Source organism: Pseudomonas synxantha BG33R (assembly GCF_000263715.2).
GTDB lineage: Bacteria > Pseudomonadota > Gammaproteobacteria > Pseudomonadales > Pseudomonadaceae > Aquipseudomonas > Aquipseudomonas synxantha_A.
Window position 1 is genome coordinate 2,084,052 of record NZ_CM001514.1, and the last position, 13,959, is coordinate 2,098,010.

Consider the following 13,959-nt stretch of genomic DNA (forward strand, 5'->3'; position numbering starts at 1 on the left):
AACTGCCGAGGCTGGGCGGATTGAAAGGGAGTCAACCATGAACACACTCAACATCGCTGTGACCTCCATTGGCCAGGGCCTATCGATCCGATGAGCCTGGGTAAAGGATGTATCCGTGCCCTTGGCCTTTGCTGTTTCAGCCCCCTGGTGTTTGCCGCCGATGTGCCAGGCAGCCAGGATTTACCTACCGTATCCCGCCAGGTCGACGCGCAAATTGTCGACTATCGCCCCGCTGAAGAGAAGGAACGCATCTACCCCATGGGCGCGATCCGCAAGATCAGCGGCCAGTTGCGTTACGAAGGCCAGGCCACCGCGCGCGGCCAGGCCACTGCAATCACCTATGAATTGCCCGCGGAGCACAGCTCCAGCGCCGCCTTTACTGCAACGCGTGAAGCTTTGCAGGCCAAGGGCGCGCAGCTGTTGTTCTGGTGCCAGGCCCGCGATTGCGGCGAGAGCAGTCTGTGGGCCAATGAAGTGTTCGGCAACGCCAAGCTGGTGGGGGCCGACGGCCAGCAGGAATACCTGCTGCTGCGCCTGGCCGCCCCGCAGAACAACTCGCTGGTCGCGCTGTACGGCATTACTCGCGGCAACCGACGCGCTTACCTGCATGTGGAGCAACTCGATGCCAGCGCGCCTTTGGGCGATCTGCTACCCACCTCGGCCACCCTGCTGCGAGAGCTCAAAAGCACGGGCGAGTTGGATCTCCCTGCATTGGCCGCCGAGCCTGATGACACCTGGCTGACCTTGATTTCCCGTGGGTTGAACCTTGATACCACCTTGCGCGTGAGCCTGACCGGCCCGAAAGCCGAGGCCTGGCGCCAGGCCCTGGTCGACAAGGGCGTGCGCGCCGCACGCCTGGAAACCGGCAGCGGTGACGCTAAGGGTTTGCACCTGCATCTGATACGCTGACCGTTACAAGGCGAACGGACCCGTGCCGTTCGCCTAAGCTCTCTTCCTACAGCCATATTCTCGAGATACCCGATGCTCAATAACGATCGCCTGCTGGTGCAAATCCTGCTGCTGGTGCTGTTTGGCGCCAGCTTCTGGGTCATGGCGCCGTTCTGGTCGGCGCTGTTCTGGGGCGCGGTGCTGGCGTTTGCCAGTTGGCCGCTGATGCGTTTGCTCACTCGCTGGCTGGGCGGACGGGAGTCCCTGGCTGCTGGCATCCTGACCTTGGGCTGGATGCTGCTGGTGGCGGTGCCGCTGGTGTGGCTGGGGTTCAACCTGGCCGACCATGTGCGCGATGCGGTGGCGCTGATCAAAGATATTCAGGTCGACGGCTTGCCCGAGGCGCCGACCTGGTTGGGCTCGATCCCGTTCGTCGGCGAGCGCCTGGTGGCGATGTGGGACAGCATTGACCAACAGGGCGCGGCGCTGATGGTCAGCATCAAGCCGTACCTCGGCCAGGTCGGCAACTGGTTGCTGGCACGCAGTGCGCAAATTGGCGGCGGTATTCTTGAGCTGACCCTGAGCCTGGTCTTCGTGTTCTTTTTCTACCGTGATGGGCCGCGCCTGGCGATGTTTGTGCACCGTCTGCTGGAGCGGCTGATCGGTGAACGTGCCGGCTATTACATCGAGCTGGTGGCCGGTACGGTGCAGCGGGTGGTCAATGGTGTGATCGGCACAGCGGCGGCCCAGGCCTTGCTGGCGCTGATCGGCTTCCTGATCGCCGGCGTGCCGGGTGCGCTGGTGCTGGGTATTGTTACCTTCCTGCTCAGCCTGATCCCCATGGGCCCGCCGCTGGTGTGGATTCCGGCCACGGCCTGGCTGGCGTGGAAGGGTGACTACACCTATGCGGTGTTCCTGGGGGTATGGGGTACGTTTGTGATCAGCGGTGTGGACAACGTGCTCAAGCCGTATCTGATCAGTCGTGGCGGTAACCTGCCGTTGGTGATTGTGCTGCTGGGGGTGTTTGGGGGGTTGATCGCCTTTGGCTTTATCGGGCTGTTTATCGGGCCGACGCTGCTGGCGGTGGCGTACAGCCTGTTGACGGACTGGAGCGCTACCCAGGCGCAAGTGCGTCGTGACGACAAGCCGTGTAATTGAGGGGCTAGGCATCAGGATGTGATGTGACGCGGCACCTGTGGGAGGGGGCTTGCTCCCGATGGCGGCCTCAGGGCCGGCCAGGATGTTGGATCCGACTGAGTACATATCCGTTATTTGGGTAACGGCTGATATTGGTTCCGCTTTTACAGCGGGTCACTTTTGAAAAGCGCAAAAGTAACCCAAACGCTCTTGCCCCACCACTCGGCACCTCGCCTAGGCTCGGTGTGCCCGTAATCCGCCATGGATTTGGGGGGCCGCCGCCCCGCGCCATCCATGGCGCGGGGCGGCTAAACCGGCATCCCTGCCGGTTTACCCCCCAAATCCCTGTCGAATTCCGGCCAGCGTGGTTTGACGGGGCGCCTGAGATCAAAGGCAGATCAAGATCAAGATCAAGAGCGGCTCGCTTCGCATCGTGGTTACCGTGGGGGCGGCAAGCTGCACAGTTGTATAGAAGGGAGAAGCCTCAGCCCCTCGGCAACCACATCACGGCAGTCAACCCACCACCCGGCGTGTCCTCCAGGCTCAAGTGCCCGCCTAGCCGCTCGACGGCCTCTCTGGCAATGGTCATCCCCAAACCGACCCCTCCGGAGTTGCGGTTGCGCGAGCCCTCCAGCCGGAAGAATGGTTCGAACACTGCTTCGCGTTTATCGGCGGCGATCCCCGGGCCGTTATCGATCACCCTGATCACCAATGCGCCACGGCTGTCGGCCAGTTCTACCCGGGCCATACCGGCATAGCGCAGCGCGTTGTCGATCAGGTTGTTGAGGCATGAGCGCAGGGCCATGGGCTGCACTTGCAAGGGCGCGCAGGTGCCTGAAAATTGCACGTCGCAGCCCTGGTCCTGGGCGTTCTCGCTGAGGGACTCCACCAGCGCCTGCACGTCGAGCCAATGCCGCGTCTCGCTGGTGCGTTGTTCGTGCAGGTAGCTCAGGGTGGCGTCGAGCATATCGATCATGTCGTTCAGGTCCTGACGCATCTGGCCTTGCAGCTTGGTGTCTTCGATCTGTTCCAGGCGCAGTTTGAGGCGTGATAACGGGGTGCGCAGGTCGTGAGAGACCGCACCGAGCATACGTGCTCGCTGGCTGACTTGTTCGCGGATGCGCTTTTGCATCAGGTTGAAGGTCGAGGCTGCTTGCCTTGCCTCGCGCGGGCCGGATTCCACCAGCGGCGGGCTGTCGAGGTCGACGCTCAAACGCTCGGCTGCGGCACTCAGGCGCTGGATCGGCCGGCTCAGCAGCTTGGCGCCGTACCAGGCGGCAATGATCAGCGAGATGAATTGAAACGTCAGCGGTACCAGCGGGCCACCAAACCAAGGGCGAGGTTCCTTGCGCAGCGGTTTGAGGGTGCCGTCCGGTTGTTCGACGAATGCCTGGGGAGGCGGAGGCGGTGGCCGGCCGTAGTGGTGGAACCAGAAGAGCGCCAGCACGTGGGCCAGTACAATGGCCACCAGCAATAGGCCGAACAGTCGCCCGAACAGCGTATTGAAGGTGGCGCGCATCAACCGATATCCCGGGCGTCGAACAGGTAGCCTTCGCCGCGTACGGTCTTGATCAACTGCGGGGCCTTGGGGTCATCCCCCAGTTTCTGGCGCAGGCGTGATACCAGCAAGTCGATGCTGCGATCAAAGGCTTCGATGGAGCGACCACGGGCCGCATCCAGCAGTTGCTCGCGGCTCAATACGCGGCGCGGGCGTTCGATGAACACCCACAGCAAGCGAAACTCGGCGTTGGACAGCGGCACCACCAGGCCGTCATCGGCCACCAACTGGCGCAGTACGCTGTTGAGGCGCCAGGTGTCGAAGCGGATGTTGGCCCGTTGCTCGGTGCGGTCATCGCGCACCCGGCGCAGGATGGTCTGGATACGGGCCACCAGCTCCCGGGGCTCGAACGGTTTGGACATATAGTCATCAGCGCCCAGTTCCAGGCCGATGATGCGGTCGGTGGGTTCGCAGCGGGCCGTGAGCATCAGGATCGGAATGTCCGACTCGGCACGCAGCCAGCGGCACAGCGACAACCCGTCCTCGCCCGGCAGCATCAGGTCCAGTACCACCACATCGAAGGTTTCCGCTTGCATGGCTTGGCGCATGGCGGCGCCGTCGGTGACGCCCGAGGCCAGAATATTGAAGCGCGCCAGGTAGTCGATCAGCAGTTCGCGGATCGGCACGTCGTCGTCGACGATCAGCGCACGGGTGGTCCAGCGCTTGTCTTCGGCGATCGTCGTGCCTTTAGGCTCTTCGTTTACGGGGACGGAAGGGGTCTGCATAGTGCGATCATCTGCCTGAGTAGTGCTGTCAGCATAGGCGCCCAGCGCCGTGGCTGGAAATGCTGGGCGTGCGATAGTGTGCGAGGCTAGCCGGGCGGCGTGTTGAGGGCGTGTCGTGAATGTATCGACTTTGAAACAAGTGCTCGAAATCGCGTGTATCGGGCACTTGATCAGTATTTACCGATCATCGGATCCCGCAACGGCGCTGCTTGCGCTACAATCCGCGCCGATTTCGACTTGCCTGAGAGCCCATTCCAATGTCCGTCTGCCAGACTCCTATCATCGTCGCCCTGGATTACCCCACTCGTGACGCCGCACTGAAGCTGGCTGACCAGTTGGACCCCACGCTATGCCGGGTCAAGGTCGGCAAGGAACTGTTCACCAGTTGCGCGGCGGAAATCGTCGGCACCCTGCGGGACAAAGGCTTCGAAGTGTTCCTGGACCTGAAATTCCATGACATCCCCAACACCACGGCAATGGCCGTGAAGGCTGCGGCCGAAATGGGCGTGTGGATGGTCAATGTGCACTGCTCCGGCGGCTTGCGCATGATGAGCGCGTGCCGCGAAGTGCTGGAACAACGCAGCGGCCCCAAACCGCTGCTGATCGGCGTGACCGTGCTGACCAGCATGGAGCGCGAAGACCTGGCCGGTATTGGCCTGGATATCGAGCCTCAGACGCAGGTATTGCGCCTGGCGGCTCTGGCGCAGAAAGCCGGCCTCGATGGCCTGGTATGCTCGGCCCTGGAAGCCCAGGCCCTGAAAAACGCCCACCCGTCGTTGCAACTGGTGACGCCGGGTATTCGCCCGGCGGGCAGCGCGCAGGATGACCAACGCCGTATCCTGACCCCGCGCCAGGCCCTGGATGCCGGTTCGGACTACCTGGTGATCGGCCGTCCGATCAGCCAGGCGGCGGATCCGGCCAAAGCGTTGGCCGCGGTGGTTGCCGAAATCGCCTGATACTCAGGGGAACACGGTAAAAAATGTGTGAGGGGGCTTACCCCCCAAATCCCTGTCGAATTCCGGCCAGCGTGGTTTAACGGGGCGCCTAAGATCAAAAGCAGAGCAAGAGCAAGAGCAAGAGCAAGAGCAAGAGCAAGAGCAAGAGCAAGAGCAAGAGCAAGAGCAAGAGCAAGAGCAAGAGCAAGAGCAAGAGCAAGCAGCGAGTCAGCATGGTCATCGTGGGCAAGCCCTAATGCCAGTCAGTCAAGCGTACATCGCCCTCTGTAGGAGCGAGCTTGCTCGCGAAAAACGTCGACGATAACGCGTGTTGTCTGAATGAACGCGGTGCCTGTGAGTTTTTCGCGAGCAAGCTCACTCCTACAAAAGCCTAGGGCAAGCCCCCTCCCACATTTAGATCTGCCGTGTGTCAGCTGACTTTTAGTATCAACTTCCCGAAGTTCTCGCCGCTGAACAGCTTCATCAGCGTTTCCGGGAATGTCTCCAGCCCCTCGACAATATCCTCCTTGCTCTTGAGCTTGCCCTGGGCCATCCAGCCGGCCATTTCCTGCCCGGCCGCCGCGAAGTTCGCCGCGTGGTCCATCACCACAAACCCTTCCATGCGCGCGCGATTGACCAGCAATGACAAATAGTTGGCCGGGCCTTTGACGGCTTCCTTGTTGTTGTATTGGCTGATCGCGCCGCAAATCACCACGCGGGCTTTGAGTGCCAGGCGGCTGAGCACGGCGTCGAGAATATCGCCGCCGACGTTATCGAAATAGACGTCCACGCCCTTCGGGCATTCGCGCTTGAGGGCGGCAGGTACGTCTTCGCTTTTGTAGTCGATGGCGGCGTCAAAGCCCAGCTCATCGAGCAGGAACTTGCACTTGTCGGCACCGCCGGCAATCCCCACCACGCGGCAGCCTTTGATCTTGGCGATCTGCCCGGCGATGCTGCCCACGGCACCCGCGGCGCCGGAAATGACCACGGTGTCACCGGCTCTCGGCGCACCGGTCTCCAGCAGGGCGAAGTAAGCCGTCATGCCGGTCATGCCCAGGGCAGACAGGTAACGGGGCAGGGGCGCAAGCTTGGGGTCGACCTTGTAGAAACCACGGGGCTCGCCGAGGAAGTAGTCCTGCACGCCCAGGGCGCCATTCACGTAGTCCCCCACCGCGAAGTTCGGATGGTTCGAGGCAATCACCTTGCCGACGCCCAGCGCCCGCATCACTTCGCCGATGCCGACCGGCGGGATATAGGACTTGCCCTCATTCATCCAGCCACGCATGGCCGGGTCGAGGGACAGGTATTCATTGCGTACCAGGACCTGGCCGTCGGCAGGCGTGCCCACCGGCACTTCCTGGTAGGTGAAGGTCTCTCGCGTGGCCGCACCGACCGGGCGTTTGGCGAGCAGGAATTGGCGGTTGGTCTGGGCGGTCATGGCAAGGACTCTTTGGAAATGAATCATGAGTGATAGCCCTTCAGTGACGCCAGGGCAAGGTTGCCTGCGGGAGGCGAATGCCCGTCGATAGGCATCGCTGATAACCATCCCGGTAGACTTATCACTGCGATTCATGCAGCGCTAACCCGCCGTCTGATAGTGCTGACGCGCTAATCCCTGTGTTGGCTAGACTCGCGCCACCGTTACCACTCCCATAGGACAGTTCCCATGAGCATGACATTTTCTGGCCAGGTCGCCCTGGTAACCGGCGCCGCCGTGGGTATTGGTCGCGCCACTGCGCTGGCGTTCGCGGCCGAAGGCTTGAAGGTGGTCGTTGCCGACCTCGATGTGGCGGGGGGCGAGGGCACTGTTGCGCTGATCCGCCAGGCCGGCGGCGAAGGGGTGTTTGTGCGTTGCAACGTCACGCTCGAAACGGACGTACAGCAATTGATGGCGCAGACGGTCGCCATCTATGGACGACTGGACTATGCCTTCAACAACGCCGGGATTGAGATCGAGAAAGGCAAGCTGGCCGACGGCAGCCTGGATGAGTTCGATGCCATCATGGGGGTTAACGTCAAAGGCGTCTGGTTGTGCATGAAGTATCAGTTGCCGCTGTTGTTGGCCCAGGGCGGCGGAGCAATCGTCAACACGGCATCGGTGGCCGGGCTGGGGGCGGCGCCGAAGATGAGCATCTATGCGGCGTCCAAACACGCAGTGATCGGCCTGACCAAGTCGGCAGCCATTGAGTATGCGAAAAAGAAGATCCGCGTGAACGCGGTCTGCCCTGCCGTGATCGATACCGACATGTTTCGCCGCGCCTACGAGGCCGACCCGCGCAAAGCCGAATTCGCGGCGGCCATGCACCCGGTCGGGCGCATCGGCAAGGTGGAGGAAGTTGCCAGCGCCGTGTTGTACCTGTGCAGTGATGGTGCCGCCTTTACCACCGGCCAGTCCCTGGCGGTGGATGGTGGCGCAACAGCCATCTAGGACGGCAAGTCGCACCGCATTCGAAAAGAGGGCGAGGTGCTGTGGGGCGTTTCCATAGCGGGCAGTGGGCCGTGCGCGAATATGTATCAGTAGGTAAATAATCTAATAAAATCAATACTTTAATAAATCTTAGCGGCAAATTTCGGCGAGCTTCTGTGCTTAACTGTTTTGGGTTAACAGACAGTTGAAGTGAGTGGCTCATGGATTTAGGGATCGATCGACAAGCCCTGGTACCGGTTGTTCAGCAAATCGTCAGCGCGGTGGCGCATTGGATTCGCAAGGAAGGGGTGAGCCCCGGAACGCGCTTGCCGTCCATTCGGCAATTGGCCCTCGACAACCTGCTGAGCCAGTCCAGCGTGATTGAGGCGTTCGAACGGCTGGTGGCCCAGGGGCTGCTGGCCTCCAGGCACGGCTCGGGGTTCGTGGTGGCGCAACCTGCAGCGACCCACGAACACCACTGGTATGAAGGCGCGGAGCAGGGATGGGGCACTTTTACCGACAGTCCCGTCGGCGAGTTGAAACTGGGGTGTGGCTGGCTGCCGGACGACTGGCGCGAAAGCGATGACATCAGCTATGCAATTCGCGAACTCAGTCGTACCGATACCGGGGCTTTGTTCAGCTACAGTACGCCCTTGGGGCTGCCGACGCTGCGTGAACAACTGTTCAAGCGTCTGACCCAGATTCACATAGCCACCCGCCTGGACTGTATTCTCACCACCCATGGCGCCAGTCATGCCCAGGACCTGCTGATACGCACCTTGCTCAAGGCCGGTGATGAGGTCGTGGTGGAAACACCCGGGTATGGCAACCTCTATCGCCAGTTGGCCTTTCAGGGTGTGACCCTGCTGGAGGTCCCGCGCGCCCGTGGCGGCCCGGATATCCCTGCCTTGGAAACGCTGCTGCAAACCCATCGGCCCAAGTGCCTGTTCATCAATAGCCTCTATCACAACCCCACCGGCACCAGCCTGTGCCGTTCGGTGGCGCAGCGGTTGTTGGAACTGGCGCGAGAGTGGGATTTCCTGATCATCGAAGAGGATGTCTACGGCGACCTGCAACATGCCAGTTGCACGCGCTTGTCGGCGCTGGACCACGGTGACCGGGTGATCTATGTGTCGAGTTTTTCCAAGACCCTGAGCAGCGCCCTGCGCGTGGGCTACCTCTGTGCCAGTGCCACGCTCATTGAGCAATTGGCCCATCTCAAGACTCTGACGGGCATCGGCACCTCGCGCTTTGCCGAAGCAATGGTGGCAACGTTGTTGAGCAACGGCACTTACCGTAAGTGGGTGCAGCGCCTGCGCAAGCACCTGAATGCGCAGATGGCTGCAACGTTGCAGGTGCTTGAGGATGAAGAGTGGCAGGTCTTTGCCGTTCCCGCTGGGGGCATGTTCCTGTGGGCGCGACCGGGCATCCCGGACCCGTCGCGACTGCAAGCCTGTGCCCGGCGGCTCGGCGTGCTGCTGTCGCCCGGGGCGCTGTTTAGCCCCGCCGGGGAGCGTAGCGACTGGCTACGCATCAATGTGGCCTATGCAGGGGATCAGCGCGCACTGGCGTTGTTCCGTGCCATGGGGCCGTCCAGATCGACCTCGACCATTCTGAAAACGACGGGCATGTAGCTTTTTGCCATTATTGCTACGCCAGCGGCTTGTGCTCGAGGCCTCGGGGTTGCCACTCTCAATGCTTGTAAACCTGGTTTATGGCATCTGCCATTGCAAGAGGATCAAGTGCAATGATTTGGGGCGTGCAACGACGATTCGCCAACCTTGGCATGGCAAAAAAACTGGGCTTGGGTTTTACCTTGGTACTCCTTCTGACGGCCCTGGTAGCGGCGATCGGTGTGGGGGCCCTGCACACCGTCGGCCAGCGCTTTGATGGCCTCAAGCAGATGTCTTCGCTCAATAGCGAGTTGCTCAAGGTGCGTGTGATCGAGCAAAACTACGCGCTGCACGCCGACCCCCAGGCCGTTGACGCCCTGCATAACAGTGTTGACGCATTGCTGGCCCAGGCCATCAGCCTCAAGGCCCGGTCCGCTGTCAACGAGCGGGTGATGAGTGATGTCGAGCAAGCTTTGATTGCCTATCGCAAGGCGTTCGATGAGTTCGTCGACTTGACCCAGGCCAAGGACCTGGCGCTGGAAATGGCCAGTTGGTCGGTATCCAGCGTGGCGAATAACCTGGACGTGTTGCAAGCCGGCCTCGCCGACGACGGCGCTTATGGCCTCAAGGAAAGCCAGGGCAAGGAGGGCGCCGAGTTTATCGAGCAGGCGGGGCAGGTCAGCCAGGTGTCGCGCTTGATGCTGCAAGCCATGAACGAAGCGCGGGTGCGCCTGGACCAGAGCCGCAAGGCTGAGGCAGACGACGTTGCACAGGGCAAGATCGAGCAGGCCGACCAGGCCCTGGCCGAGGTCGAGAAGCTGAAAACCAGCGTCAAGGACGCGGGCTACCAGACCGTACTCAACGAAGTCAGCGGGCATATCGCGTCATTCAGTGAAAAACTCGGCGAGTACACCGGGCTGCTGGCCCAGGAAAAACTGGTCTACACGCAACTGCATGACCGCGCCGAGCAAGTGGTCAGCCAGGTCAATCAGGCGTACGCCGCTGAAGATCAGTCCATGCAGGCGCAGTTGCAGCACAGCACGCTGCTGATCATCGGTTCCTCCGCCTTGGCGTTGCTGGTGGGCTTGATTGCTGCGTGGCTGATTACCCGGTTGATCGTTGCGCCGTTGCGCAGTGTGATCGCCGTGGCCCAGCAGATTGCCTCGGGCGACCTGAGCGGGCGCATGGAGGTCAGCCGTCGCGATGAAATTGGCCAGTTGATGCAAGCCATGCAGCAGATGAGCAGCGGTTTGAGCCAGATGGTCAGCGGGTTGCAGGCCGGCATTGAACAGCTGGCCAGTTCCGCGCATTTGCTGTCCAGCGTTACCGAACAGACCAACCACGAGGTCAACAGCCAGAAGGAAGAAACCGAACAGGTTGCCACGGCGATGAACCAGATGACCGCCACGGTGCACGATGTGGCGCGCAATGCCGAGCAAGCGGCGCAAGCTGCACAGACGGCGGATGCCAAGGTCGACAGCGGCCAGCAGGTGGTGCGCATGAGCTTGCAGCGTATCGAATTGCTGGCCACGTCAAGCAACAGTGCCAGCGCGAGCATCGAAAGCCTCAGCGCAGAGATCCAGAACATTGGCACCGTGCTGAGTGTGATCAACAGCGTGGCGGAGCAGACTAATCTGCTGGCCTTGAACGCCGCCATCGAAGCGGCGCGCGCCGGTGAGCAGGGGCGTGGCTTTGCCGTGGTGGCCGACGAGGTACGGGCCCTGGCCAAGCGCACCCAGCAATCGACTGAGGAGATCGAACGGCTGGTCAGCACCTTGCGCAGTGCGGCGCAGTCGTCGGTGCAGCAGATCCAGCAAAGTGGCGAACTGGTGAAACTGGCGGTCGGTGATGCCCTGCAAACCGAAAGTGCCTTGGGCAGCATTGCGGCCGCCGTGTCACTGATCCAGCAAATGAACCAACAGATCGCCGCCGCCGCCGAGGAACAAAGCTCGGTGGCCGAAGAGATCAACCGCAGCGTCACCAGTATTCGGGCAAGTGCCGATCATTCGGCGTTGAGTATGCAAGGCAATGCCGCATCGAGCGTCCAACTGGCGCAGTTGGGCGTGGAGCTCAAGGGGATGGTGGGGCATTTCCGCCTGTGATCGCCGCTGGGGTGCGGCGAGCAAGGCGAAGGGTGGTCAGGCGTTGTTGGCGAGGAAGGTCAGCAGCGCTTCGTTGACGAAGTCCGGGTTTTCGCGGCTTGAGATATGCCCGGCCTCCGGGATCAGGATCAGGTCGCAACCAATCAGCCCGGCCATTTCCTCGGATTCGGCAGGTGGGCGGGGTTTGTCTTGCTCGCCGCACAATATCAGGGTGGTGTCGGCGTCCAGGCGCGGCAATTGCTCCAGGATATCTTCACGGCTGAAGATCAAGCGGCCCAGCGGTACGATGCTATCGAGCAGGCGTTCGCGGGGGAAGCCCTGCAGGGATTTGCGAAAGTCCTGATACAGCGCCGATTCACGGTCGATGCCCGGGCGAAAGAAGATCGGTGCGATCACATCCAGTAGCGGCTCGGGGATGGCTCCAGCGTCTTCGATCATCTTGAACAGCGAGAAATAATACTGGCGCGTTGCTTCGGGTTCGGCGCCGAGGTAGGTGTCCATCAGCACCACGCTGTTGATGCGCTCGGGTGCCAGCAGTGCCAGGCGCGCACCCCACATACCACCGACCGACAGGCCCACCAGGTTGATCTGCTCGACGTCCAGGTGATCCAGCAGCGCCAGGGCCTGGCGAGCCAGATCATCCAGGGACCGGGTTTGCGTGGGCAGCGGGCCCGACTCGCCATGGCCCCACAGCTCGGGGACGATTACCCGGTATTGCTGGGACAGCGCTTCAATCTGCGGCGTCCACATGTCGCGAGACCACAGGTAACTTGAACCGAGCAATACGACCGGGCCGCTGCCCTGGTCGAGGTAATGCAGCGGTTGTCCATCAATCACGGCAACAGGCATAGCAGGCCTCTAACTTCACGGAGTGAGGGGCACTTTTTTACGCTAGTCGGGGGCGGGGGGATAGATGCAAAGTGATGGCATATGGTGTGAGGGTTGCCATCCAACTGACACCCCTCCCACGTTATTGTCTGGGCTGTCAGTCGTAGATAGCTTTCTTTTTCCACTCGGCGTCGGCATCGACGACCTTCAAACCTTCGGTCAGCTCATTGACTTCGTCTTCTGCCGGTTGGCTGTTGGTCAGCACCGTGGAGTTGGCGCGGGCCAGTTGTGACTCCAGCAGTTGCAGCTGTGCGCTGTAGAGCACCGGTTCCGGTTGCTTGCGCAAGTACTGCACGCCGCGTTCGAACGCCAGGCGCGCCTGGCCGGGCTGGCCTTGCAGCAGGGCATGTTGGCCGAGGTTGTTGAAGAACTCGATATGCAGCAGTACCAGGATATGACGGATTTCCTTGATCCAGTGCTTGGCTTCATTGGTTGGCAGGAAACCGTCCTGGGCTGCACGGGTGACTTGGCCGTGCAGGGCTTCGAGCAAAAAGCGCACGTCCTTGGCCTTGGCTTCGGTCTGGATCGGCGCAGGTGGGTTGGCCACCGGAATCGATTCGCCCTGGGCGATCAGCGCATTCAGTTCGCTGATACGTGCCTTGATTGGCGCGCTGGACTTATTGAGGTTCAACAGGCGCTGGTTGACGTTCAGTTCCAGGCGAGCCAGCAACAGTTTGAGCGCCGGGGTCATCAGTTGGCCGGGGAAAGTCTCGGTGATTTCACCGCAGCGACGCAGCCGATCATTAAGCTCGATCTCGGTACGCTTCTTTTCCAGCTTGTTGTTTTCCACCACGTGGTTCATGTAGCCAATGGCGATCAGTATTACGATCCCGGCTATTACCAGCAGGGTGATCATGAGTGGTGTCACCGGTGTGACCTCTTTATAGGGTTTGCTGTGGAGTGTAGTGACTGAGGCATCCGGCGGATAGGACCGATCGACCAGTTGCCCGGGTAGTTTCTTCTATATAGGTAAGCGCTTCCGAATGGGTGCACATTGCCATCATTTGCCCAGGCAGACTATAACGCCTTGTTGAACGCCAGAATATAGGCGCCAAGGCTCCAGCGGCGACAATGCCCGCACGGGCCGGCAAACCATGGCGAAGTCATTGATTTAAATAAATTTATCCTTGGGGGTTGACGACCTTTCAATCCATCCATAGAATGCGCGCCACTTACAGCGTAAAGCACACAGCGAAACGCGGTAGGGAGTGAATGTTGTACGTGTGTCCCCTTCGTCTAGTGGCCTAGGACACCGCCCTTTCACGGCGGTAACAGGGGTTCGAGTCCCCTAGGGGACGCCATATGCGGGAATAGCTCAGTTGGTAGAGCACGACCTTGCCAAGGTCGGGGTCGCGAGTTCGAGTCTCGTTTCCCGCTCCAATTTACAAGCAGTGTGGCCCTCGGGCGGCATTGAGTGAAACCAGGACCAAGTCTTCGGACGAGGCCTCTGGGCACTGAAATACACACCATGTGTTTCAGTAGCGTGTCCCCTTCGTCTAGTGGCCTAGGACACCGCCCTTTCACGGCGGTAACAGGGGTTCGAGTCCCCTAGGGGACGCCATTTGCGGGAATAGCTCAGTTGGTAGAGCACGACCTTGCCAAGGTCGGGGTCGCGAGTTCGAGTCTCGTTTCCCGCTCCATATTTAACGAAAACGCCGATCAGCAATGATCGGCGTTTTTGTTTGTGCTGAATTTGGCCCGATACG

General features: G+C 61.0%; 11 protein-coding genes, 4 tRNA genes and 1 pseudogene. 11 read left to right on the forward strand and 5 right to left on the reverse strand.

The window, feature by feature from the left end; translation table 11 throughout:
• Nucleotides 1-90: 90 nt before the first annotated feature.
• Nucleotides 91-909 carry a DUF4892 domain-containing protein gene (locus PSEBG33_RS17680; RefSeq protein ID WP_005786628.1) on the forward strand — a complete coding sequence of 273 codons (819 nt, stop codon included), beginning with the start codon at nt 91-93 and terminating at the stop codon, nt 907-909.
• A gap of 72 nt (nt 910-981) precedes the next feature.
• Nucleotides 982-2,046, forward strand: coding sequence for an AI-2E family transporter (locus PSEBG33_RS17675; RefSeq protein WP_005786630.1), 1,065 nt, complete (start codon nt 982-984; stop codon nt 2,044-2,046).
• A 463-nt stretch (nt 2,047-2,509) separates the two neighbouring features.
• Here the strand turns inward: PSEBG33_RS17675 and PSEBG33_RS17670 are convergent, their stop codons facing one another.
• Together PSEBG33_RS17670 and PSEBG33_RS17665 are read right to left on the reverse strand one after the other, a co-directional pair.
• On the reverse strand, nt 2,510-3,544 hold the full coding sequence (locus tag PSEBG33_RS17670) for a sensor histidine kinase (RefSeq protein WP_005786632.1): 1,035 nt from the start codon (nt 3,542-3,544) through the stop codon (nt 2,510-2,512).
• Nucleotides 3,544-4,308 (reverse strand): response regulator, encoded by a 765-nt coding sequence (locus PSEBG33_RS17665; protein WP_005786634.1) that lies wholly within the window; start codon nt 4,306-4,308, stop codon nt 3,544-3,546. The genes PSEBG33_RS17670 and PSEBG33_RS17665 overlap by 1 nt, the downstream gene beginning before the upstream one ends.
• Before the next feature lie 257 nt (nt 4,309-4,565).
• On the opposite strand from PSEBG33_RS17665, the gene pyrF reads away from it, so the two are divergent.
• Nucleotides 4,566-5,264, forward strand: a complete 699-nt coding sequence (pyrF, locus tag PSEBG33_RS17660; RefSeq protein WP_005786636.1) for an orotidine-5'-phosphate decarboxylase — start codon at nt 4,566-4,568, stop codon at nt 5,262-5,264.
• A 409-nt stretch (nt 5,265-5,673) separates the two neighbouring features.
• Here pyrF and PSEBG33_RS17655 read toward each other — a convergent pair whose 3' ends face one another.
• The gene (locus PSEBG33_RS17655; RefSeq protein ID WP_005786638.1) at nt 5,674-6,681 is read right to left on the reverse strand and encodes an NADP-dependent oxidoreductase; all 1,008 of its coding nucleotides are present in this window, start codon (nt 6,679-6,681) and stop codon (nt 5,674-5,676) included.
• 228 nt (nt 6,682-6,909) lie between these two features.
• Here PSEBG33_RS17655 and PSEBG33_RS17650 point away from each other — a divergent pair, with 228 nt between their 5' ends.
• The 4 genes and pseudogenes from PSEBG33_RS17650 to PSEBG33_RS30090 all read left to right on the forward strand — a co-directional run bounded on the left by PSEBG33_RS17650 (nt 6,910) and on the right by PSEBG33_RS30090 (nt 11,365).
• A complete protein-coding gene (locus PSEBG33_RS17650; RefSeq protein WP_005786640.1) occupies nt 6,910-7,671 on the forward strand; it encodes an SDR family oxidoreductase in 762 nt (253 codons plus the stop codon).
• 200 nt (nt 7,672-7,871) lie between these two features.
• On the forward strand, nt 7,872-9,284 hold the full coding sequence (locus PSEBG33_RS17645) for a PLP-dependent aminotransferase family protein (protein ID WP_005786642.1): 1,413 nt from the start codon (nt 7,872-7,874) through the stop codon (nt 9,282-9,284).
• Between the two features lie 995 nt (nt 9,285-10,279).
• A pseudogene (locus PSEBG33_RS30085) lies at nt 10,280-10,459 on the forward strand (HAMP domain-containing protein); the annotation flags it as partial.
• Nucleotides 10,460-10,660: 201 nt separating this feature from the next.
• Nucleotides 10,661-11,365, forward strand: a complete 705-nt coding sequence (locus tag PSEBG33_RS30090; RefSeq protein ID WP_420066313.1) for a methyl-accepting chemotaxis protein — start codon at nt 10,661-10,663, stop codon at nt 11,363-11,365.
• Nucleotides 11,366-11,401: 36 nt separating this feature from the next.
• On the opposite strand, the gene PSEBG33_RS17635 is transcribed toward PSEBG33_RS30090, so the two are convergent.
• Complete coding sequence (locus tag PSEBG33_RS17635; protein ID WP_005786646.1) at nt 11,402-12,214, reverse strand: alpha/beta fold hydrolase; 813 nt, start codon at nt 12,212-12,214, stop codon at nt 11,402-11,404.
• A 136-nt stretch (nt 12,215-12,350) separates the two neighbouring features.
• Entirely contained in the window at nt 12,351-13,109 is a 759-nt protein-coding gene (locus PSEBG33_RS17630; RefSeq protein WP_005786648.1) for a hypothetical protein, read from the reverse strand.
• A gap of 369 nt (nt 13,110-13,478) precedes the next feature.
• Here PSEBG33_RS17630 and PSEBG33_RS17625 point away from each other — a divergent pair.
• From PSEBG33_RS17625 to PSEBG33_RS17610, 4 genes are all read left to right on the forward strand, one after another.
• Nucleotides 13,479-13,554, forward strand: a tRNA-Glu gene (locus PSEBG33_RS17625).
• A gap of 3 nt (nt 13,555-13,557) precedes the next feature.
• Nucleotides 13,558-13,633, forward strand: a tRNA-Gly gene (locus PSEBG33_RS17620).
• A 105-nt stretch (nt 13,634-13,738) separates the two neighbouring features.
• Nucleotides 13,739-13,814 (forward strand) — tRNA-Glu (locus PSEBG33_RS17615).
• Between the two features lie 3 nt (nt 13,815-13,817).
• A tRNA-Gly gene (locus PSEBG33_RS17610) sits at nt 13,818-13,893 on the forward strand.
• Nucleotides 13,894-13,959 lie beyond the last annotated feature (66 nt).